Annotated in this window: 18 protein-coding genes; 9 read left to right on the forward strand and 9 right to left on the reverse strand. The window is 60.7% G+C overall.

Features of this window, described 5'->3' with window-relative positions; translation table 11 throughout:
• Positions 1-18 precede the first annotated feature (18 nt).
• From tolB to FDQ92_RS11970, 4 genes are all read left to right on the forward strand, one after another.
• The gene (gene tolB / locus FDQ92_RS11955) at positions 19-1344 is read left to right on the forward strand and encodes a Tol-Pal system beta propeller repeat protein TolB (RefSeq protein WP_137425108.1); all 1326 of its coding nucleotides are present in this window, start codon (positions 19-21) and stop codon (positions 1342-1344) included.
• Positions 1345-1394: 50 nt separating this feature from the next.
• Positions 1395-1958 (forward strand): peptidoglycan-associated lipoprotein Pal, encoded by a 564-nt coding sequence (pal, locus tag FDQ92_RS11960; RefSeq protein ID WP_246041979.1) that lies wholly within the window; start codon positions 1395-1397, stop codon positions 1956-1958.
• Between the two features lie 135 nt (positions 1959-2093).
• On the forward strand, positions 2094-2930 hold the full coding sequence (gene ybgF / locus FDQ92_RS11965) for a tol-pal system protein YbgF (RefSeq protein ID WP_137425109.1): 837 nt from the start codon (positions 2094-2096) through the stop codon (positions 2928-2930).
• A 20-nt stretch (positions 2931-2950) separates the two neighbouring features.
• Complete coding sequence (locus FDQ92_RS11970) at positions 2951-4825, forward strand: autotransporter assembly complex protein TamA (RefSeq protein WP_170180336.1); 1875 nt, start codon at positions 2951-2953, stop codon at positions 4823-4825.
• Here FDQ92_RS11970 and FDQ92_RS11975 read toward each other — a convergent pair whose 3' ends face one another.
• On the reverse strand, positions 4826-5842 hold the full coding sequence (locus tag FDQ92_RS11975) for a zinc-dependent alcohol dehydrogenase family protein (protein WP_137425111.1): 1017 nt from the start codon (positions 5840-5842) through the stop codon (positions 4826-4828).
• Positions 5843-5978: 136 nt separating this feature from the next.
• Between FDQ92_RS11975 and FDQ92_RS11980 the strand changes: the two genes are divergently transcribed.
• The 3 genes from FDQ92_RS11980 (at position 5979) to FDQ92_RS11990 (ending at position 10321) form a co-directional block, all read left to right on the forward strand.
• Positions 5979-9551, forward strand: a complete 3573-nt coding sequence (locus FDQ92_RS11980) for a translocation/assembly module TamB domain-containing protein (RefSeq protein WP_137425112.1) — start codon at positions 5979-5981, stop codon at positions 9549-9551.
• A 63-nt stretch (positions 9552-9614) separates the two neighbouring features.
• Positions 9615-9836 carry an SAP domain-containing protein gene (locus FDQ92_RS11985; protein WP_137425113.1) on the forward strand — a complete coding sequence of 74 codons (222 nt, stop codon included), beginning with the start codon at positions 9615-9617 and terminating at the stop codon, positions 9834-9836.
• Between the two features lie 107 nt (positions 9837-9943).
• A complete protein-coding gene (locus FDQ92_RS11990) occupies positions 9944-10321 on the forward strand; it encodes a hypothetical protein (protein WP_137425114.1) in 378 nt (125 codons plus the stop codon).
• Positions 10322-10365: 44 nt separating this feature from the next.
• On the opposite strand, the gene yihA is transcribed toward FDQ92_RS11990, so the two are convergent.
• The 8 genes from yihA to FDQ92_RS12030 form a co-directional block, all read right to left on the reverse strand.
• The gene (yihA, locus tag FDQ92_RS11995; protein ID WP_425457275.1) at positions 10366-10968 is read right to left on the reverse strand and encodes a ribosome biogenesis GTP-binding protein YihA/YsxC; all 603 of its coding nucleotides are present in this window, start codon (positions 10966-10968) and stop codon (positions 10366-10368) included.
• A 14-nt stretch (positions 10969-10982) separates the two neighbouring features.
• Positions 10983-12152, reverse strand: a complete 1170-nt coding sequence (locus tag FDQ92_RS12000) for a pyridoxal phosphate-dependent aminotransferase (RefSeq protein WP_137425116.1) — start codon at positions 12150-12152, stop codon at positions 10983-10985.
• A gap of 1 nt (position 12153) precedes the next feature.
• Positions 12154-12951, reverse strand: a complete 798-nt coding sequence (locus FDQ92_RS12005) for a tetratricopeptide repeat protein (protein WP_137425117.1) — start codon at positions 12949-12951, stop codon at positions 12154-12156.
• Positions 12952-12987: 36 nt separating this feature from the next.
• Entirely contained in the window at positions 12988-13860 is an 873-nt protein-coding gene (gene hisG / locus FDQ92_RS12010) for an ATP phosphoribosyltransferase (RefSeq protein ID WP_137425118.1), read from the reverse strand.
• The gene (gene hisI / locus FDQ92_RS12015) at positions 13857-14237 is read right to left on the reverse strand and encodes a phosphoribosyl-AMP cyclohydrolase (protein WP_137425119.1); all 381 of its coding nucleotides are present in this window, start codon (positions 14235-14237) and stop codon (positions 13857-13859) included. The genes hisG and hisI overlap by 4 nt, the downstream gene beginning before the upstream one ends.
• Before the next feature lie 78 nt (positions 14238-14315).
• Positions 14316-15353, reverse strand: coding sequence for a dual-specificity RNA methyltransferase RlmN (rlmN, locus tag FDQ92_RS12020; protein ID WP_137425120.1), 1038 nt, complete (start codon positions 15351-15353; stop codon positions 14316-14318).
• A 2-nt stretch (positions 15354-15355) separates the two neighbouring features.
• On the reverse strand, positions 15356-16672 hold the full coding sequence (locus FDQ92_RS12025; RefSeq protein ID WP_137425121.1) for a histone deacetylase family protein: 1317 nt from the start codon (positions 16670-16672) through the stop codon (positions 15356-15358).
• Positions 16673-16702: 30 nt separating this feature from the next.
• Positions 16703-18427 (reverse strand): hydantoinase/oxoprolinase family protein, encoded by a 1725-nt coding sequence (locus FDQ92_RS12030; protein WP_137425122.1) that lies wholly within the window; start codon positions 18425-18427, stop codon positions 16703-16705.
• A gap of 563 nt (positions 18428-18990) precedes the next feature.
• On the opposite strand from FDQ92_RS12030, the gene FDQ92_RS12035 reads away from it, so the two are divergent.
• Together FDQ92_RS12035 and FDQ92_RS12040 are read left to right on the forward strand one after the other, a co-directional pair.
• Complete coding sequence (locus tag FDQ92_RS12035) at positions 18991-19656, forward strand: rhomboid family intramembrane serine protease (RefSeq protein WP_211341266.1); 666 nt, start codon at positions 18991-18993, stop codon at positions 19654-19656.
• A gap of 155 nt (positions 19657-19811) precedes the next feature.
• Entirely contained in the window at positions 19812-20111 is a 300-nt protein-coding gene (locus FDQ92_RS12040; protein WP_137425824.1) for a DUF167 domain-containing protein, read from the forward strand.
• Positions 20112-20197: the final 86 nt, after the last annotated feature.

The raw sequence follows: 20197 nt of genomic DNA on the forward strand, positions 1-20197 counted from the left end.
TGAAAAGAGTGTGGTGACGTGAAGGAACGACGGTGGTTCGTGACGGTGATGGCGGTGTTGCTGAACGGCCTGTTGGCGCTCGGGGGGAGCGGCGAGGCCGCAGAGCGCGTCTATATCGATATCACGCAGCCTTCCTTTGAACGTCTGCCCATCGCCGTTCCGTCCTTCAAGTGGGACAACCAGGAAGCCTCGTCGGTCAGTACTGAATCGGCGGAGGCCCTGTCCCGGGCCCTGGACTTTTCAGGGCTGTTCCGCCCACTGGATCCGCGCGGTTTTCTCGATGATCCGCAGCAGATGGGAATCGCCCTGGAAGAGATCCAGTTTCCCATGTGGCGCCGCCTGGGAGCGGAATTCCTGGTACGGGGCCGGTGCCGGGTGACGGGGGATGGAATTGAGATGGAGATGCGGCTTTTCGACGTCGTGGCTTCCAGGCAAGTGGTGGGGAAGATCTACGAAGGGCGCCGGGAAGACTGGCGGGAGATGGTTTACCGATTTGCGGACGAAATCCTCCTGGCTTTGACCGGGGAAAGAGGGGTTTTCGGAACGAAGATCGCCTACGTGCAGATCGAGGGTCAAAGCAAAGAAATCTACCTTGTGGACTTCGATGGATCCAGTCCCATCGCCGTGACCCGTGACAACAGCGTGAACCTCTCGCCGGCGTGGAGCCCGGACGGGTCGCAACTCGCCTACGTGAGTTACGTGGAAGGCCCCCCCAAGGTGTTCGCTGTGAACCTGGGGACCGGAACCCGGCGTCTGCTTTTCGGTTTTCCAGGCCTCAATATCACGCCGGCCTGGCGCCCGGGCACCCGGGAACTGGCGGCTACGCTTTCAAAGGACGGCAATCCTGACATCTTCTTGGTTTCGGATTCCGGCGAGGTGCTACGGCCTCTTGTGAAGACATGGGCCATCGAGGTTTCGCCCTCGTGGTCTCCGCAGGGCGACAGGTTCGCCTACGTGTCCAATGAAACAGGGAACCCTCAGATTTACGTGGCTGAAGCCGACGGTGGGCGAGGCCGGCGCATCACCTTCGAGGGAACCTATAACACGTCTCCCAGCTGGTCGCCCAAGGGCGACTGGATCGCCTACAGCAGCCTCCGGGACGGACGGCACGACATTTTCGTGATTCGTCCCGACGGTTCGGAGTCCCGACGGCTGACCCACGGAGAAGGCGACAACGAGGCGCCGAGCTGGTCGCCTGACGGGCGGATGCTTGCCTTCAGTTCCACGCGCGACGGAGGCGCACCGGCCGTCTGGGTGATGCTCGCCAACGGAGAGAGCGTGAGGCGGCTTACACGAGGCGGGGGTGGACAGGAACTTCCCAGATGGTCGCCTCGGTTTGACTGATGGCGTGACACATGTTCGAAACTCGGGGGTTCGTGAGGAGGATGTTCGTGATGAAAAGACGGATCATGGTGACGGGGTTGATGTTGAGCGCGATGGCTTTGGCGGCCCTGAGCGGGTGTGCGAAGAAGACGGTACCGGTTCAGTCGGGGATGCCTGCGGTGTCCGAAACGGGGCCGAAAGCGGCGTCGGGCTTGAGTCACGGCATCGACGAAAGCAAGTGGAGGGAACTGGGGCTGCTTACTGAGGAAGAGCGGGTGGAGTTCCTCGACAAGGCGGAGTCCTTCGAAAACGACGACGTTTATTTCGAATTCGATTCTTACGTACTGTTGGAAGAAGCCCGCCAGGTGCTTGATCGCAAGGTGGAATTCCTCCGGCGATATCCGAAGGTCACGGTGACCATCGAGGGGCACTGCGATGAACGTGGAACCAGCGAGTACAACCTGGCCCTGGGCGAAAGGCGCGCCAACAGTGTGTGGCAGTATTTCGTGAATTCAGGTGTCGACCCCTCGCGCCTCAGTATGATCAGCTACGGTGAAGAGCGGCCCATCGCCCTGAGTCACGACGAAGCGTCTTGGGCCAGGAACCGCCGCGCTCATTGCGTGCTGCATTACTAGGATTCGTCCAGGCCGCGCCCCGCGGGGCGCGGCCTGGATCCAGCAAAACGTTTGGGACGATGGCGGTAGAGGTCAAAGCGCCACGAGGGAGACACCGTTGCCGGTTATGTAAGAGTTGCTGGAGGTTACGGGAGCATGAAAATACCGGATAAAACGGCCTTGTGGTTCGGCCTGGCCACTCTTCTTTCTTTGAGCTTCGGGTGCGCCGCTTCGCATCAGTCCGTGGCGCTGGAACAGAACGTGTACCGCCTCGAGAGCCAGGTGCAGGAACTGGAACGCCGGGTCGAATCGCTGGAAGGCGCGATCCAGGGCGGTGGTCAGGGCCGCCAGAGCCTGGCCGACCTCTATGCCCGGCTGGAAGCGCTGCAGGTGGAGATGGGGGCTCTGAGGGGTCAGGTGGAAACACAGGCGCGACAGATCGAACGGGCCGCGGGCGGGGGCACGCAAGCGTCTCCGGCCCATGTCTCTTCGGCTCCGCAGGGCACGGCGCCCGTGGAACCCGAACCGGTCATCCGGATGCCGGAAGGCGGTGAGCCGGCACAGTCCACGCCGGAAGGCCCATCGCCTCCCGCCACCGCCGTCGTAAAGCCTCCCGAAGATCCCGAGAAGGCACATTATAACCGCGCCCTGGACCTGTTCCAGAAAAGCGACTATGAAGGCGCGCGGAAGGAATTCCTCGATTTCGCCTCCAAGTATCCCGATTCGGAGCTGGCCGACAATGCCTACTTCTGGGTGGGAGAATGCTACTACTTGCAGGAGCGGTACCGTGAGGCCGTGGAGTCCTACCAGGTGGTGCTGGACCGCTACCCCAAGGGCAACAAGGTCCCTTACGCGCTCCTGAAACAGGGCGCCGCATTCCATAAGCTGGGCGATCCGACCGCTGCAAGGATCCTTTACGAACGGGTGATTGAAGATCACCCGGATACGCCCCAGGCCGAAATCGCCAGGAAATGGCTGGCGAATCTGCCCTGAAACGGACGGGAAAAAGGTTCTTGGCCTGGACCCCTGCCGCCTTCAGGACCGGGAAATTTCAAACGGTCCCTTTCCTTATTGTGTTGTTCTTCGTAGGGCTTGCGGTATGGGATGCGGCGGTGGCTGCATCCCATGCCGAAAAGACTTCCGAAGAACGCCCCGTCGTTCGCTTCGTTCAGTTCAACGGAGTGGATTCGCTTTCTCCAAGTGAAATCAAGAAGATCATGAAGACCCGGGAAAAGCGTTTCCGCTGGTTCGGCGGATCCCCGCTCGACCCTGAAGTGCTCGAGGAAGACCTGAGGCGCATAGAGCGGTATTACCAGAGCCAGGGATTTTACGACGCCCGCGTGGTGTCTCACAAGTTGACGCCCCTGGTGGGCGGTGAAGTGATCCTGGAAATCGCCATCGAAGAAGGCGACCCCTTGGTGGTCTCGTCCGTCCGACTTACCATCAACGGGCAAACCACCGGACCCTGGCACGACGACGTGATAGCGCTGATGCCGCTCAAACCCGGCGACCGTTTCACCACCTCCGGCTATCGCGACATCGAAAAAGTGCTGCTCCGTTTTTTCGCCGAGTGGGGATACCCCAAGACTGAGGTGTCTCTCAAGGCGCGGCTCGACAAGGGCGCCCACCGGGCGGAAGTGGAGGCCGCGGTGAACACCGGGGCGGTGTGCCGGTTCGGGCCGGTGACCATTGAAGGCAATCACCGGGTGGACGATGCCATCATCCTTCGCGAACTGACGCTCCGGGAGGGGGACCGATTCAAGGCGTCGAAGATCCAGGAAAGCCAGAAGAGACTTTTCGATCTGCGGCTGTTCCAGTTCGTAGATCTACAGGTCAAGGGGCTGGAAGGAGAGCAAACGGATCTACCCATCCATATCCTGGTCAAGGAAGCCAAGAAGCAGACCGTTCGGTTCGGTGTGGGCTATGGTAGCGAAGACCGGCTGCGGGCCCAGCTGGGTCACGAGATCCGGAACTTTCTTGGAGACGCCCGGAGCCTGCAGCTGAACGCCAAGGCCAGCTCCCTGGTGCAACTCGTCGAAGGGCGGTTCATTCAGCCTTACCCCTTGAGTCTGCGAAACACCTCGTTCGTGGCCACGGGAGGCGTGACTCGGGAGGACCAGGAGGCCTTTGAAAACGAGAAGATCTATGTTTCGAGCCAGCTGGATCACGGGCTTTTCGACAGGGTACAGGTCCACGTGGGGCACCGTCTGGAAATGAACCGGCTGCTGGATGTGAGTGCGGTCGCAGCGGACGACGATGTGGATCAGGAACGGGAAGAATACTACATATCCTCGATCTTCGGCGGTTTGTCCTACCGGGTTCTGGACGATCCACTGAACCCCACGCGGGGTGTTCAATTCATCAACACGGCGGAGTGGGGATCCAGGGGCTTGGGTTCCGAAGTGGATTTCGTCAAGTTAACCTTGGAGGGCCGGGGCTATGTGCCCTTGGAGCGCTTCGGCGTGATGGCTCTCCGATTGAGGTGGGGGGGGATCCGGGAACTGGAAGACACTTCCCGGGTTCCCGTTTTCAAGCGTTTCTTTTCAGGTGGCAGCAACAGTGTCCGGGGTTATCCCTACCAGCAGCTGGGACCCCTGGACCGAGACGGCGACCCCTACGGCGGGCTCACCCTGGTGGAAGGAAACGCCGACTGGCGTTTCCCTATCCGGAACTCGTGGGAAGGGGTTCTCTTCTTCGATTTCGGAAACGTGTACAAACAAAGTTACGAAATCGTCATGGATGAACTCAAGTACACCGTGGGTGGAGGGTTGAGGTACCAGACGCCCATCGGTCCCGTCAGGCTGGATGTGGGTTATCAGCTGAACCCCCCCGATGATCCCCCGTTCAACCGCTACCAGATCCACGTGAGCATCGGGCAGGCTTTCTGATTATTCTTCCGGAACAAGGACGGCCGTCCCGCGGATTTTATCCTGCTTGAGTTCGAGCAGCACCTCGTTGGCCTCGCGCAGAGGGAAGCAACGCACCGTCGGGCGGATGGGAATCTGGGCGGCGACGCGCAGTAGTTCCCGGCCGTCTTCACGGGTATTGGCCGTTACGCTGTGGACGTTCTTTTCGTAGAAAAGGTGTTTTTCGTAGTTGAGGATGGGGATGTCGGTCATGTGAATGCCGGCGAGAGCGAGTGTGCCTCCCTTCCGAAGGTGTTCGAGTGCTTCGGGGACCAGCGGGCCCGCCGGGGCGAACAGGATAGCGCTGTCCACGGGAACCGGAAGTTCGTCGGCCTTTGCTCCCGCCCACCGGGCCCCCAGGTCCCGGGCCAGCTGCTGATGCGATTCCGTTCGCGAAACGGCATATACGTCGTAGCCCCAATGGCGGGCGATCTGGATGACGATGTGGGCGGAGGAACCGAAACCGTAGAGGGCTAGGCGGCGGGTTCCCGCGGGTTCGGGACCGCACCCGGCGCGCTTGAGGCTGCGGTAGCCGATGATACCTGCGCAGAGGAGCGGGGTGGCTTCCGCGTCGTCGAAGGTTTCGGGTATGGGGTAGGCGAAGTCTTCCTGGACGACGGCATATTGTGCGAAACCTCCGGGGGCGTGGTAACCGGTGAAGAGGGCGTTTTCGCACAGGTTTTCCTGGCCCGCGGTGCAGAAGGTGCAAGAGCCGCAGGTGTGGCGTAGCCAGGCGACGCCGACCCGGTGTCCGTTCTGAAAGCGACGGGCGCCGGGCCCAAGGCGGTCGACGTGGCCCACGATCTGGTGCCCCGGGATGACAGTATGTTCCAGCTGGGGGAGATCCCCTTCGATCACGTGCAGATCCGTCCGGCAGACGCCGCAGGCCCGAACCTTCACTCGAATTTCCCCCGGCCCCGGTTCCGGATCCGGAAGGTCCATCATCTGGAGCGGGCGTGTTTCGATCGACGCACATCGATGCAGCACCATCGCCTTCATGGCTATCCCTCCGTGTGACAAGTTGGCAACGGAACATTGATTTACTCCATGACGCAAGCGATAATGCGTATATTCTCCCAAATGGGCATGAAACGCAATTTCGTTGAGAACCGGCGAGACCGGGAAGAGGCTGGATGTGACAGAGTCTTATGGAAAGGCGGGCGCAAGAACCGGCTGCGGTTCACGGCGGCCGCTTCCAAGAAGCCGCTTTTCGTGGTTTCTCCTGGCCGTGGCATCCACCGTGGTCCTGGTGCCGCTTCTGCTGCTCCTTCTGGTGCACTTGCCTTGGATTCAGTCCCGGATCATCGAAAAGGTGGTGGCGGTGGTCGAAAGGGACACGGGGTTCCGGGTTTCCCTGGAACGGTTCCGATGGAACCCGCTTTCGAGGCTCAGCCTGAGGGGCCTGGCCGTTCGGGATCCAAGCGGGCTCGAGGTCATTCGCTGCGGAACGGCCGAAGTTCGTTACGCGTTCTCGGCGGGTGCTCCGTACGTCGACCTGCGCTATATCATCCTGGAACGGCCTTTTCTCAGGTTCGAAAAGGACGCGTCGGGGCGGTGGCGTGTCCCCGGTACGGGTGAATCCGGTCGAGAGGTGGCACAAGGCGACCGTAAACTGTGGCAGGAATGGCCGCTCCCGCCGATCCGGGTGGTGGAAGGCCGGCTGGTGGGCCTTCATGAAGGGAAGACGGTTTTTTCCGTGGATCGGGTGGACGGGCTGATGACTTTCACTGTGGATGAAGAATCCGGAAGCCCGGTCCTGGATATCCGCTTCGATCAGTGGGGAGGCGAATTCATTGAACCGAAGCTGGGCCGAGCGCAGGTGGAAGGAAACGTGCGTTTGGCACCGGGTTGGGTGTCCTGGCACGCCGTGGAAGCCGCCGTGGGACCGGACAACCGAGTGAGGTTGGACGGCCGCTGGCATTTCGAAGACGGGGGGCCTGCGGAAGTTCAGGTGGAAATTCGGTCTCTTTCCCCCACCGTTTTTACCAGGGAAGCCTCGCCGCGCACCATGCCTTCCGCTTTTCAAGGGAACTTGTCGGTGAAAAGGGATACCGGGGGGAGGTGGGTCGCTGCATGCGATCTTCGAAGTGATCGGGGGGCGATTTCCGGAGAGGGTTTCATCGAAACGTCCAGGGAAGGCGTGCACGTGGCCTGGGAAAGTCGGTTTGCCGGTGTTCAGGCGACGCTTCCCGGCCGGAACATCCCGGTGGCGCTGGACGGGACCATGGAGATCTCCGGACGTGGCCCCGTGCTGGAGGAAACAACCCTTTTGTGGAAACTTGCCGTCACGAAGGGAAGCGCGGGTGCGGAAACCATCGAGGCGGGATTTCTCGAAGGCGCGATCGGCGCCGGGGCTCTGGAGGTTCACAGATTGGATCTCGACAGCACGATGGGCGGGTTCCATGCCGCCGGCGCCATCCGTTTCGAGTTCGCGCCGGGACAAGGGCGGAACGGGCGTCTGCCGATCTTTCACGAGCTCGAGTACGAAGCCACTCAAGTGGACCTCGGCAAAGCCTCGGCGCTCGCCGGTGTGGGAGAACTTTCCGGAAAGCTGGCTTCCCGGGGGCGGATCAGCGGAACTTGGCCCGCCTTGCAGTGGGAAGGGCGCATGAATCTTTCCGATGCCCGATATTCGGACATCCAAGCCGATCGTGTCGACCTTTCCGGAAACGGGGTCCTCGGGGTAAAGGAAGGCGAAAAGACCTTGAATATCCGGGCGACCGGAATGAATCTTCGAGGAACGCGGCTTCGATCGGTTTCGGTGGAACTGGAGCAGGAGGCGGCCGTGTGCCGATTCAGCGCGGCCGGTGAGGTTTTCGAAGAGGAGGGTTCGTTTTCTGTTTCGGGCCGGGTCGAAAACATCTGGGACGTTCCCCGGATTTTGACGTTGCAGGGCGGAAGGCTTCAATGGGGCGACAAGACCCTGCAGTTCAGCGGGTCGGCTCGGGCGGGCGGAGACCGGCTGGACGGACTCCGCCTGGAGTTGGTGCGGGCGGCCGAGCGACTGACGCTGACGGGAAGTCTGGCACGGGAAAAGCCGACCGACCTGGACGTGGAGCTCGTGGGTTTCCAGCCTAAGGAGTGGCCGGAACTCGCGGACCTTTTCGGCGGATCGAATTCCCTCGATGGGACCGTTTCCGGCCGTGCTCACGTTTCCGGTGCCCTTTCCAATCCCCACGTACGTTTCGAAGTGGAATGGATGGATCTCCGCTACGCCAAGGCCTCGTTCGACCGCGCCGCATTTTCCGGGACGGCTTCCGGGGGGTTGCTGGAATTCAGGGGCCGATTGGCGGTCGATTCCGAAGAGGAACCCATAGAGGTTACCGGAAACGTTCCCGTCGTCTTCTCCTTGTACCCGTTCCGTGCCCAGTGGGTTGCTTCGCGAGAAGGAGCGATCCGCGCCGCAGGCACGAATGTCCGCATTGAACCTTTTGCCGGCTTGGTTCCCCATACCAGGACGGTTACGGGCTCCGCCACCTTTCAGGCCGAACTCCGGATCTCCCCTCACGGATCGGCCCTGGAAGCGGAAGGGTTGGTGGAAGCCGGTTCGGTTCTTCTCACGTTTTGGTCTCATCCCCTGGAGAATGTGCGCTTCCACTGGAAGGCGGATTCGGAAACCATCGTGATCCGAGATGCGGTGCTGAATACCCTGGATGGGCGGGTGACCCTTTCGGCCATGGTTCGGCACCGAAATGGCAAACTAGAGGAAGCAACCCTGGTGGCACAGGGTACGGACCTGGTGTTCCCGGAACTTTTCGGGATTTCCGGTGAAGGATCGGGGCGCGCCCGGCTGGTGCAGCGCGGCCCCGTGGCGGCTCCCGTGATCGAAGCCGAGGTCACCTTCACGAAGGCGGCCATGTACCTTGGCGAACTGGAACTGGATCTGGCGAGGAACATCCAGGTGATCGGCGGCGACGACGACGATATGTCGGGGATCACGGAAGTTACCAGTGAAAAGGAAGCGACATCGAGTCTTTACCGGCGTACCGCCCTGGACGTGGCCCTGGTCCTTCCTCGCGACGGAGCCTGGGTCCGCGGCAAGGGCCTGGAAGCTGAAATCCAGGGGGAGGTGCAGCTCAAGAAAGAGGCCGCCGGACCGCTTCGGCTTTTCGGCACAGTGCAGGCCGTCCGCGGTACTTACAGCTTCCAGAGCGTTCGGCTGAAGATCACCGAGGGAGAATTGCACTTCATGGGGCACGAGCGGCCGGACCCCGTCCTGCAGGTGCTTTGCCAGAAAGACGTGCGGGATGCCAGTGTCTTCGTGCGCCTTACAGGCCCGCTCAGTTCGCCGCAGCTGGATTTCTCCAGCGTCCCCTCCATGGACCGCGTGGACATCCTGTCGTACCTTCTTTTCGGCCGGCCCGCGGGAGAACTGAGCGCTCAGCAGAGCACGGCGCTTCAGGAAAGGGGGGCGCTGCTTTTCGGCTCCGAGACCACGAAACTCCTCAAGGCCATCCTCGGACACACGCCTTTCGCCCCCGACGTCGTCCAGTTCAAAGGCACCGAAGAGGGAAGCGGGATAGTGGAAATCGGAAAATACCTCACTCCGGAACTCTACGTGACCTACGAGAAGGGACTCACCGCTGACGAAAACGATCAGGTGAGGGCGGAGTTCGAAATGAATCGCCACATCAGCGTCCAGAGCCAGTTCGGCCGGGAAGATCAAAGCGGCGTGGATGTTTTCTTTCGCTACGATTTTGGAGATTGAACGACGGCGGGTGCGCGCTGCGATCCTCCGATCGCGGCTTGAAACGACATGAAGGAGCTGACCATGAAGATGCAGGAAATCAGGGAAATGGCCAAGAAACTCGGTGTCCGCTCGTTCGGTAAGTCCAAGGTTGAGCTGATCCGTGAAATCCAGCGGGCTGAAGGCAACTTCCCCTGCTTTGGTACGGCCCAAGGGTATTGCGACCAACTCGACTGCTGCTTTCGAAGCTTGTGCCTCAACAGCGGCAAAAGCACGAAAAAGGCGAAAGCGAAGACAACATCATGACGTCGTCGGCCGGTTCCCCGGCTGCCGAAACGACGGGTTGCTCCGGAGATCAGGTTCGTAACCCAATGCTGCCCGCGGTGCTTTCGTATCCCATGGAAGGAGTTCTCATGATGCAGGCGCAGCCCGGTTCGGACGAGAAGATCGTCCTGCTCAAGATCCAAAACCAGAAGAAACCCGAACAGGTCATCACGCTGTTTCGAGATCCGGGAACCGAAAGCTTTCACACCGAAGGTCTGAAAAGACTCTTTGGAGCGGAAGAGATCGTCATCGATACGAAAGACCTGGTCGAAGCCGTCATGGAATACGCCAAGGTGCTCTCGTTTCTTCTGGAAACTCTTTCGGAGGCGGAGGATCTGGGGCTGCCCTACGGCTACCGGGAGACCTTCGCATTCCAAGGTCGCACGTATTCCCTGGAACGCCAGGGGGAAGTGCGTCTGCTGCGGCGACTTCCCAGTGAAGAGGAAAAGCTGTTGTCGAGCCGATGATATCGGGCTGGGTGGGGCTCGCGGCGGGAAACGCGGAGCGGGCATCACACCGGGGTTTCGGCGGAAGGGACGACAAGCGGCATGAGTCGGTCCCAGAGGAGGTCCCGGCCTTCGCGGGTCACGGCGGAAAAGACGATGAGGTCGCAGGAGGTGAGAGCCAGAGCGGCGGCCGCTTGGGCGAGGTTTTTCGATCGCAGGGATTTCTTTACCTTGTCGGCTTTGGTGAGGACCGGAAGGGTGAGGACGCCGGTCGCCTGCAGCCAGTTCCACAGGGCGAGGTCGTCTGGGGTGGGGGGGTGGCGAAAATCGAGGATCTGCACCACGGCCCGGAGGGTGCGGCGTTCCTTGAGGTAGGTTTCCATCATGGGGCCCCACCGGGCGCGCACGGCCGCCGGGACCTTGGCGTAGCCGTAGCCGGGAAGGTCCACGAAGAAGAAGGCGTCGTTGATCCTGAAGAAGTTGATGGTCTGGGTCCGCCCGGGCGTGCGGCTGGTGCGCACCAGTTTCTTTGTCCCCAGGAGGCAGTTGATGAGCGAAGATTTCCCCACGTTGGACCGGCCCGCAAAGGCCACCTCCGGAAGCGACTCCCCGGGGTAGCCGGCCCGCTCCACCGCCGATCCGACAAACACGGCCGACTTAATGGTCACCTTCGGTTTGTCGCTCATCCGGAGACACGCCGCTGGTCGAGGGTGCTCAGGTAGGCCTCGATGCGATGGAGCCCTTCGGCGATATTTTCCAGCGAATTGGCGTAGCTGAACCGAACGTAGCCTTCGCCCCTGGATCCGAAATCAACGCCCGGTGTGATCCCCACTTTCGCCCTTTCAAGGATTTCAAAGGCGAAGCGCAGGGAGTCGTTCGTGAAACGGCGCGCGTCGGCGAAGACGTAAAAGGCCCCCGTCGGTTCGCTCCGGATCCCGAAGCCGATTTCCCGCAGGCGCCGTACCATAAAGCGGCGTCTTTCGTCATAGGTGCGCCGCATGCGCTCCACGTCCTTTTGCACCCGGGGGTCGGTGAGCGCGGCATAGGCCGCCCACTGGGATATGGAATTGGCGGAGATGAAAAAGTTCTGCATGAGCGCCTGCATGGGGCGGATGAGGTCTTTGGGGACGATGAGGTATCCGAGGCGCCAGCCGGTCATGGCGAAAAGCTTCGAAAACCCGTTGAAGACGATACAGCGGTCTGTGAATTCCAGGAGCGAATGAGCCCGGCCTTCGTAGACCAGGCCGTGATAGATTTCATCGCTCAGGATCCAGCGGCCCATATCGGCGATGGCGGCCATGCGGTCCGCATCCAGGAGGGTCCCCGTGGGGTTGGCCGGTGAATTGACGAGGATGACTTTGGCGGCGGGAGTCAGCGCCTTCCGGATGCCCTCCGGCCGGTACTGAAAGCCGTCCTCTTCCAGAACGGGGACAGTCCGCGGGACGCCTTCCATAAACCGGATAAAGCTCGGGTAGCAAGCGTAATGGGGGTCCGAAAGGATCACCTCGTCGCCGCAGGCGATGAGGGCGCTCAAGGCCACCAGAAAGGCCGGAGAAGTGCCTGAGGTGATCATCACCTGGTCCGGTTCCAGGCGGGTGACGCCGTAGGTGTTGGCGTAATGGGCGCAAACGGCTTCCCTGAGCTTCGCCATGCCCAGGCTGTGCGTGTAGTGGGTTTCACCGCGACGGATGGCTTCTATGGCCGCTTCCTTTACGGCTTCGGGGGTTTCGAAGTCCGGTTCCCCCACTTCCAGATGGACGATAGGTTCCCCCGCCTGCTCCATAGCCTGGGCTTTTTCCAACACATCCATGACCAGGAACGGCTTGATGTCCTGAACACGCCGGCAGACCATGTCAGTAACGGCTCCTCTCCAAATTTTCCAGGTAGCGTTCAGCGGCTTCGGCCAGAGCGCCGCCGGGTTCCAGCTGAATCACTTGCCTGAGGGCCGTGACCGCCTGCGCTGAATCGCCCATGAGGGCGCACAGCCGCCCGTAATGGAAATGCGCTTCCGCAAGGTTCGCATCGTAGGCTATGGCCCGGCCGATCGCTCGGCGGGCCGCCGCGCGGTCCCCCAGCGCTTCAAGGACCCGCCCCCGCTGCAGGTGAGCTCGAGCGAAACCCGGTTCGAAATGAAGCGCGTTGTCGTACTGAGCCAAGGCGGCGTTGAAATCGCCTCGCTTTTCATAAAGTTGACCCAGGTTGTAATGGGCGTAGTGGGGCGTGGTGTAAAACGGATTGGCCAGCGCCTTGCGGAAGGCCGCTTCGGCCTCGTCCAGTCGGCCGTTTCGAGCGTGCAGGGCCCCCAGGGTGTTCCATGCTTCGGAATAGTCCGACCGCAATTCCACGGCCCGAAGCAGGTGCGCCTGCGCCTCTTCGGGGAGTCTTCTGGCATCGTAGGCCAGTCCCAGAGCATAGTGGGTTTCCGGGTCCCGCGGGTTCTTTTCCTCGGCCATGACCAGGTACTTGAGGGCCTGGCCGATGTCGCCCGCCCCGAGAAATTTCTCCCCCAACTCTTTGAGTTCGACGGCGCTCATCCGGGTTCCCAATGGATCGGTCCCGGAAGGTGCTGCGGCGCAGGCGGAAAGGAGCGCGGCGCACAGGATAAATGCCGGCGCCCAAAGGCGTTTCCCTGTGGTCTTACGGGCCGTCATGACGTTCCTTCCGCTGCGGTTGGAACCGAATCGATTTCAGATCACCTTGTTCAGGCTGTATTCGATGATGCCCTCCGCGCCTCGCTTTAGGAGTTGGGGGACCAGCTCCCGTACCACATGCTTCGAGACCACCACTTCCACCGAAAGCCAGTCGGTCTGGTAGAGGTGTGCGGTGGTGGGTGAGGTGAGGCTCGGGAGCAGTTGGATCACGTCGTTGATCTTGGATTCCGGGACGTTCATCTTGAGACCCACCAGGTCTTCCGCTCGGAGCGCCGCCTGGAGCAGCAGGGCGATCTGTTCGATCTTTTCCTTCTTCCAGGGATCTTCCCACGACGCCCGGTGGGCGATGAGCTGCGTGTTGGACTGCATCAGTTCCTTAACGATCCGGAGGCCGTTGGCCCGCATGGTGGTGCCCGTTTCGGTGACTTCCACGATGGCGTCGCACAGCCCCGAAATCACCTTGGCTTCCGTCGCTCCCCAGGAAAATTCCACCTTGACGTCGACGCCCGCATCGGCGAAATAGCGCCGCGTGAAGTTCACCAGTTCGGTGGCGATCTTTTTCCCATGAAGATCCTTCACGTCCCGAATCGCCGAATCGTAGGGGACCGCCAGAACCCAGCGGGCCGGCCTCTGACTGACCTTCGAGTAGATCAGGTCCGCGACCACCACCACGTCGGAGTCGTTTTCCATGATCCAGTCTTTTCCAGTGAGTCCAGCATCGAAGGTACCGTTTTCCACGTAACGGGACATTTCCTGGGCGCGGCAGATGGAACACTTGATTTCGGGGTCGTTGATTTCCGGAAAGTAGTTCCGGCTGCTCAACGAAATGCGCCATCCCGACTTCCGGAAGAGATCGATGGTGGCGTCCTGCAGGCTGCCTTTGGGAATCCCCAGCACGAGCTGTTTCACTTCCTGTAAACCTCCTTGGGATCGAACACGCGTTCCTCAACGATGCGAAGGTCACCCCCTTCGAACCGCCGGTAAAAGCAGGTGGCGTAGCCTTCGTGGCAGGCGGCTCCACCCAGTTGCTTGACCTTGAAAAGGAGGGTGTCCAAATCGCAGTCCAGCCGGATTTCTTTCACCAACTGAACATGGCCGGACGTTTCCCCCTTCTGCCACAGTTGCTTGCGGGAGCGGCTCCAGTAGTGAGCCTTTCCGGTTTCCAGAGTCTTCTCCCAGGCCTCTTCGTTGACGAATGCGAGCATGAGGACTTCGCCCGATTCGGCGTCCTGAACGATGGCGGGAAGAAGGCCGTTACCTTTACTGAAATCGGGTTTTGCCGTCAACAGGATGCCTCCAGCTTTCAAGTTGGTCTTTCCGGCCGGGAACGGTGCCGGTTCGGTGGGTTCGCGAACGGAGCCGTGTCAGCTGAACCCCGCCGCACGGGCCGCCAGTTGACCACAGGCGGCGTGGATGTCGGATCCACGGCTTTCACGGATCGTCGCCGTATACCCCGCCTTCCTGAGAATCTCCTGGAACTGACGTATGCGCTCTTCGGAAGGCGACTCAAAGGGCAGGTTCGGGTGCGGATTGAACGCGATGAGGTTCACCTTGGACCGGATGCCTTGGAGCCGTCGGGCGAGCTCCCGTGCGTGGATCGCGGCGTCGTTCACGCCTTTGAGCAGGATGTATTCGAAGGTGATCCGCTTCCGGGTCGGTATAGGGTAATCGCGGCACGCTTCCAGAAGCGGTTCCAGGGAATACTTTCGGTTGATGGGCATCAGTTCACTCCGGACGGCGTCGTTGGGCGCGTGGAGGCTCAGCGCCAGGTTGACCGGACTTTCGCGGCCCAGCCGTTTGATCTGCGGGATCAGCCCGCAGGTAGACAGCGTGATCTTCCGGTGGGAATAGGCGAGTCCGCCCGGGTCGAGAAAGATCCGGAGGGCCTTCATGACGGCGTCGAAGTTGGCGAGAGGTTCCCCCATGCCCATGAAAACGATGTTGGATATGCGAAATCGGCTGCCGGCGTCCCGTTGAACCTGGCACAACTGGTCGACGATTTCGGCGGTACGAAGATTGCGCGCGAGCCCCAGGGTTCCCGTGAGGCAAAACCGGCAGCCCAGGGCGCAGCCCACCTGGCTGGAAACGCAGAGTGTGTGGCGCGGCGGGTCCGGAATGAGGACCGATTCGATAAGGGCCCCGTCACGGCAGGCGAAAAGGTATTTGATGGTTCCGTCTTCGGCTCGAACCTTCTCGCGCAGTTCCAGGGCATGGAGGTGCGTGCCGTATTCCAGTTGAGCTCGGAACAGTTTGCCCAGGTCGGTGCACTCGTCCCAGGTGCCGACCAGGCGGCCGTAGATATGCCGGTAGACCTGGCGGGCCCGAAAACGCCGTTCGCCGATCTGTTCCACCCACGATTCCAGTTCGCCCAGCGTGTAATCCTCGATGAACACACGTTCCATGGTCATCTCTTCCGGATGAGGTATTCCCTCTCAAGGCGGTCCTGCAGGAATACGCGGTCGTAGGAACGTAGGTTGGCGGTTTCGAACCATTCGCGGCCCAGCTCCTGGCAGGCCTTGCAGGCTTTTCGAGGCACGTGCACGGCAAAGATATGGTAGCCGCGGTCTGTGAGGGAATCCACGGAAAGGACGCCGCTGCAATCCCGGCACACGCGGATCCTTTCGCGCTGGTTTTCTAGAATGTTATCGGTATCGTAAAAGATGGTGCGCTCTCTTTCGTCGAATTTCTTGGTGTTCCGGTTTTTTTCGAGAATATCCGGACATTCTCTCCAATATTCGATGACTTTCCCCACCAAACTGTCGATATACTGTGTAGTATCCTCGGATTGGCGGATTTTTACGGGATCGTAGTCGGGTTCCCGCACTGTGTGGTAGTCCAGCCCCGCCATCGCCAGGATGATCCCCAGGTTTACGTAGGGGAGGGCGCCTTCGATGGAGTAGCCGCCTTCCAGGACCGCGATGTCCGCGTCGAGGCGCTCGGTGAGTTGCGCGTAGCCCTGGGCGCAGAAGTTCATGTTCGTGATGGGGTCGGTGTAATGGTTGTCCTGGCCGGCCGAATTGACCACCAGTTCGGGTTGGAACTCCTTGAGGATCGGGAGCACGATGCCGTCGATCACCTGGAGGAAGCCTTCTTTCGAGGTTCTTGGCAGCAGTGGGATGTTGATGGTACTTCCGACGGCGGTGGGGCCTCCCAGTTCGTGAGGGAAGCCCGTTCCCGGATACAGGGTCCGGCCGTCCTGATGGAGTGAGATGTAGAGGGTGTCCGGATCGTGCCAGTAAATGTCCTGGGTGCCGTCGCCGTGATGACAGTCCGTGTCGACGATGGCCACCCGGTCGATCTTGTAGGCATCCCGCAGGAATTCGACCATCATCGCTTCGATGTTGATGTTGCAGAAACCCCGGGCTCCGTGAACCACCCGCATGGCGTGATGGCCCGGCGGCCGAACGAGGGCGAGGCCGCGGTCCACCTTGCGGTCCAGGACCGACATGGCGATGGTCTTGGCGCCTCCCGCGCTGATGAGGTGGGATTCCGTAACCACGCTCCATTCGTCGGGGGCGCAGAAATGGACCCGACGCAGGTCCTGCATCGTAGCCAGGTCGGGCTTGAATTCTTCGATCCCCTCGATATCGAGCACCCCTTCTTCGAACACCTGGTCCTGGGTGTAGAGGAGCCTTTCTTCCCGTTCCGGGTGCGTGGGGCTGATGGCCCAGTCGAAGGCGGGAAAGAAAACCAGGCCCAGCTTTCGCGGTGCGGTGAGCATGACGGCCTCCTTCGAAGCCGGCGGGAACGATTACCCGGCGACTCCGGTCGTTCCGGTTCCGGCGGCGGTCAAATCCTCGTTCAGCTTTTGCGTGATGGTTCTGGAGTGACGGATGAGCCCGGGTTTCACCTGGACTTTTACCCGGAGGTTCCGGCCGGTGGTGTAAAAGCCGCGGACCATGTTGAACTGCTGCTGTTCGATGATTTCCATTTCCAGGTCGTCGGGGTCGGCGCCTTCGCGAAGCGCCTTGTCGCGCAGAAGTTCCTTCGCGAGAGCGACGGCCTTCTCCATAGTGAAGTCGCTTTTCACCGGCTGGTAAAAGTCTTCTTCCGGAGCGGTGGCGATGCCGCGTTCGGTGTCGGCGAAGAGCGTGAGTTCGCAGGTGGTGCGAGCGATGGCGGCGCCTACGGCGTTGGCCACTTCCCAGCGGGGGACCGTGCGGACCTTGTAGTCCGAAAGTTCCCTCAACCGGGACGCCACGAAAGGTGCGGGGCCTCCCAGTACGAGGATGGACTTGGGGTTCACTTTGTAGCCTTCCAGGAGCTCGTGAACCGTGTAGACGGGTTTGCCGTTGATTTCTTGAATCATCTGGTGGGCGGCCTGCAAGATCCGGTGGCAGGCGGTGTCGAAGACAAGCTGGGCCGTTTCTTCCAACGATTTTCCGAGAGCCGCGGCGATGGGTTCCAGACCGCGGCGCGCGGCGTCGACATCTCCACGGTCGTCCTTTGCGAGTACGAACAAGGCGTCGGTAGGCGTGGGCACCGACCCTCCGTAGGCCATGGCCCGGCCCATGCGTTCCGGACCCACTCGAAGTCCTCCGCCTGCCACCGAAACGGCGCTGTCGCCGCCCATGCCGATGGATACCGTCTTCAGGGAACGGATGAGGGTCCGATACCGGGCTACTTCGATGCCGACGGGGTCCAGCAGCGGGGCGTCGCGAATCAGGACCGCCATGTCCGTGGTCGTGCCTCCCACATCGAGCACCAGCGTCTCTTCGGCGTCCTGCACGAACGGAAGCGATCCCATGACACTGGCCGCCGGACCCGAAAGGATGCTTTGCCCCGGGTACTGCAGCGATGCGTCCATATTCATGGTGCCTCCGTCGGCCTTGAGCACGTGGATCGGGATGGCGAGGCCGTCGGTGCTAAGCGATTGGCGCACGGCGTTGAAAAAGCGTTTGTGGATGGGATATACCGCCGCGTTGAGATACGCCGTGGCGATGCGGCGCGGAAAATTGAGGTTTCCCGAAATGCGGTGACCCAGCACGACGAACTCGAAGTCGTCCCCGAGGGTTTCCTGGATCTGCAGTTCATGCTTGGGGTTCCTCACCGAAAACTTGGAAACCACCGCCACGTAACGGACACCCTGCTTCTTGAGGCGCGATGTGATGGATTCGATTTCGGAAACATTGATGGGCTGAATCTCACGTCCCCTGTGGTCGATGGAACCCGAAATCACGTGGTAATGGTCCCCGATGCGAAACGCCTCCGGGTCGATTCCCGGTCCGCTCGATACGATCACACCCACCGGGACGAGTTTTCCTTCCACGATGGCGTTGGTGGTGAGTGTGGTGCTCAGGACGATTCGATCGAGTTCCTTGGGATGGATCCCGGCCTTCACCTCCTGGAGGCCCGTCCAGACGGTATCCAGCAGGTTCGCGGGGTTGGTCGGAACCTTGACCTGCCGCAGAACGCCTTCCTCACCCAGGAGCACCACATCGGTATGAGTGCCGCCCACGTCCAGTCCTATGATCATCGCCTTCCTCGAAGTTTACGGTCTGTAGGAGCGTTCGCATGAAACCGCCCGGTCAAGATCGTGTGGGAAGGAAATCTGCGAAAAAAACTTCCAGTCGGCAAATCTCCACCCTTTGTTCAGGTTGCAAATGATGCTAACGAAAAGCAAGCATAGTGTCAATCTGCGTCTGGACAGGCTCTAGACGGTAGTGAAGGTTTGAAGGCAGCGGCAACGATTTCTTTACAACAAACACCAAAGCCGCTAGATTGCGTACCGCTCCCTCGGAGACCGAAAACCGCGCATTTAGAGCTTGTCCAAAAACAAGCTCATGAAAGTCGGGCCTGCACTTCCTTGTTCCTGTAGGAGCGGCCTTGGCCGCGATGCGGATCGCCGGCAAGCCGGTTCCCACAAGGCATGAGGCGCTGGCAAGTAGGGGCGCAGCGCCGCTGCGCCCCTACGCTAAAAAACGGACACTCAACCCCAAGAAAGGTGAAGGGTATTCTCAGACAGCGCCTTATGCAGAAAAGGCCGGTAAACGGATGATACCCCTTCGTGACGTCAATCATTCAAATCGTGTGCCCGTAGTGACATATGCGATCATCGCCTGCTGCGTGGTGGCCTTTCTTTACGAACTGGCCCTGGGGCGTGAGATCGAGCGGTTTTTTCATCTGTACGGCCTGGTGCCGATTCGGTATACCGAACCGAAAATCGCTGCTCATTTTTCGTTTTTCGAGCAGGTGCTGCCCTTTTTCACGTCCATGTTTCTGCACGGCGGATGGCTGCACCTCATCGGCAATATGTGGACGCTCTACATCTTCGGCGACAACGTGGAAAGCGCTCTGGGAAGAGGCCGATACTTCGCTTTCTATGTTCTTTGCGGGCTGGCGGCCGCGTTGATCCACCTGGTGACCAACCTGGATTCGCGCATTCCGACCATCGGAGCCAGCGGGGCCATCGCCGGCGTGATGGGCGCCTACTTCGTCCTTTACCCCCATGCCCGGATTCTCGCCTTGGTACCCATCTTTTTTTTCCTACAACTGGTGGAAGTGCCGGCTTATGTCTTTCTCGGGTTCTGGTTTCTCATCCAGTTTTTCAGCGGCACCTTATCGGTATTGGGCGGCCAGGTCCAGGCGGGCGGCATCGCCTGGTGGGCGCACATCGGGGGGTTCGGCGCCGGTGTGCTGTTGCTGCGGGTGTTCAAGGTGAGGCGGACCGCTCGAACCATCCGTCCCGTGAGGCGCTGGCGATAGAAGGTTTCAAGGTTTCTCGATGACGGGTATTAGGGCCCTGGGCGCAGGGCTTCTGGATCCCTGCGCCTGGTTCCGGCCGATTTTAGAAATGACGGGCATTTTGAATTTTGGGAAGGGTTCCTCGTGAGCCTGGGAGGCCGCAAGCCGTGTCCGCGATGGCCTGCCTCAAGCCGACGCCTTCGGGAACCGTGCTCACGGTGACGATGCAGCCGCGGGCCGCCCGCACCGAACTGGTGGGACTCCAGGGCGAAGGTCTCAAGATCCGTGTCACTGCTCCACCCGTGGAAGGCGCGGCGAATCGGGAATTAGCCGGGTTTCTCGCCGGGCTGTTTCACGTGGCCAAGGGGAGCGTCACCGTCGTGCAGGGCGAAAGATCGCGCCGGAAGGCGGTCCTTCTGGCCGGAGTGGACCTGGAAACCGCGGAACGCAGGCTGAGAGAACTGGGCGTCGGGTAAACAGCTTGTCCCAAAACAAGCTCATGAAAGTCGGGCCCTGAGTTTCCTTAAGACGGGCCGCGGATTCTATGGATATCAATAGAAGG

Source organism: Desulfoglaeba alkanexedens ALDC, from assembly GCF_005377625.1.
Classification (GTDB): domain Bacteria; phylum Desulfobacterota; class Syntrophobacteria; order Syntrophobacterales; family DSM-9756; genus Desulfoglaeba; species Desulfoglaeba alkanexedens.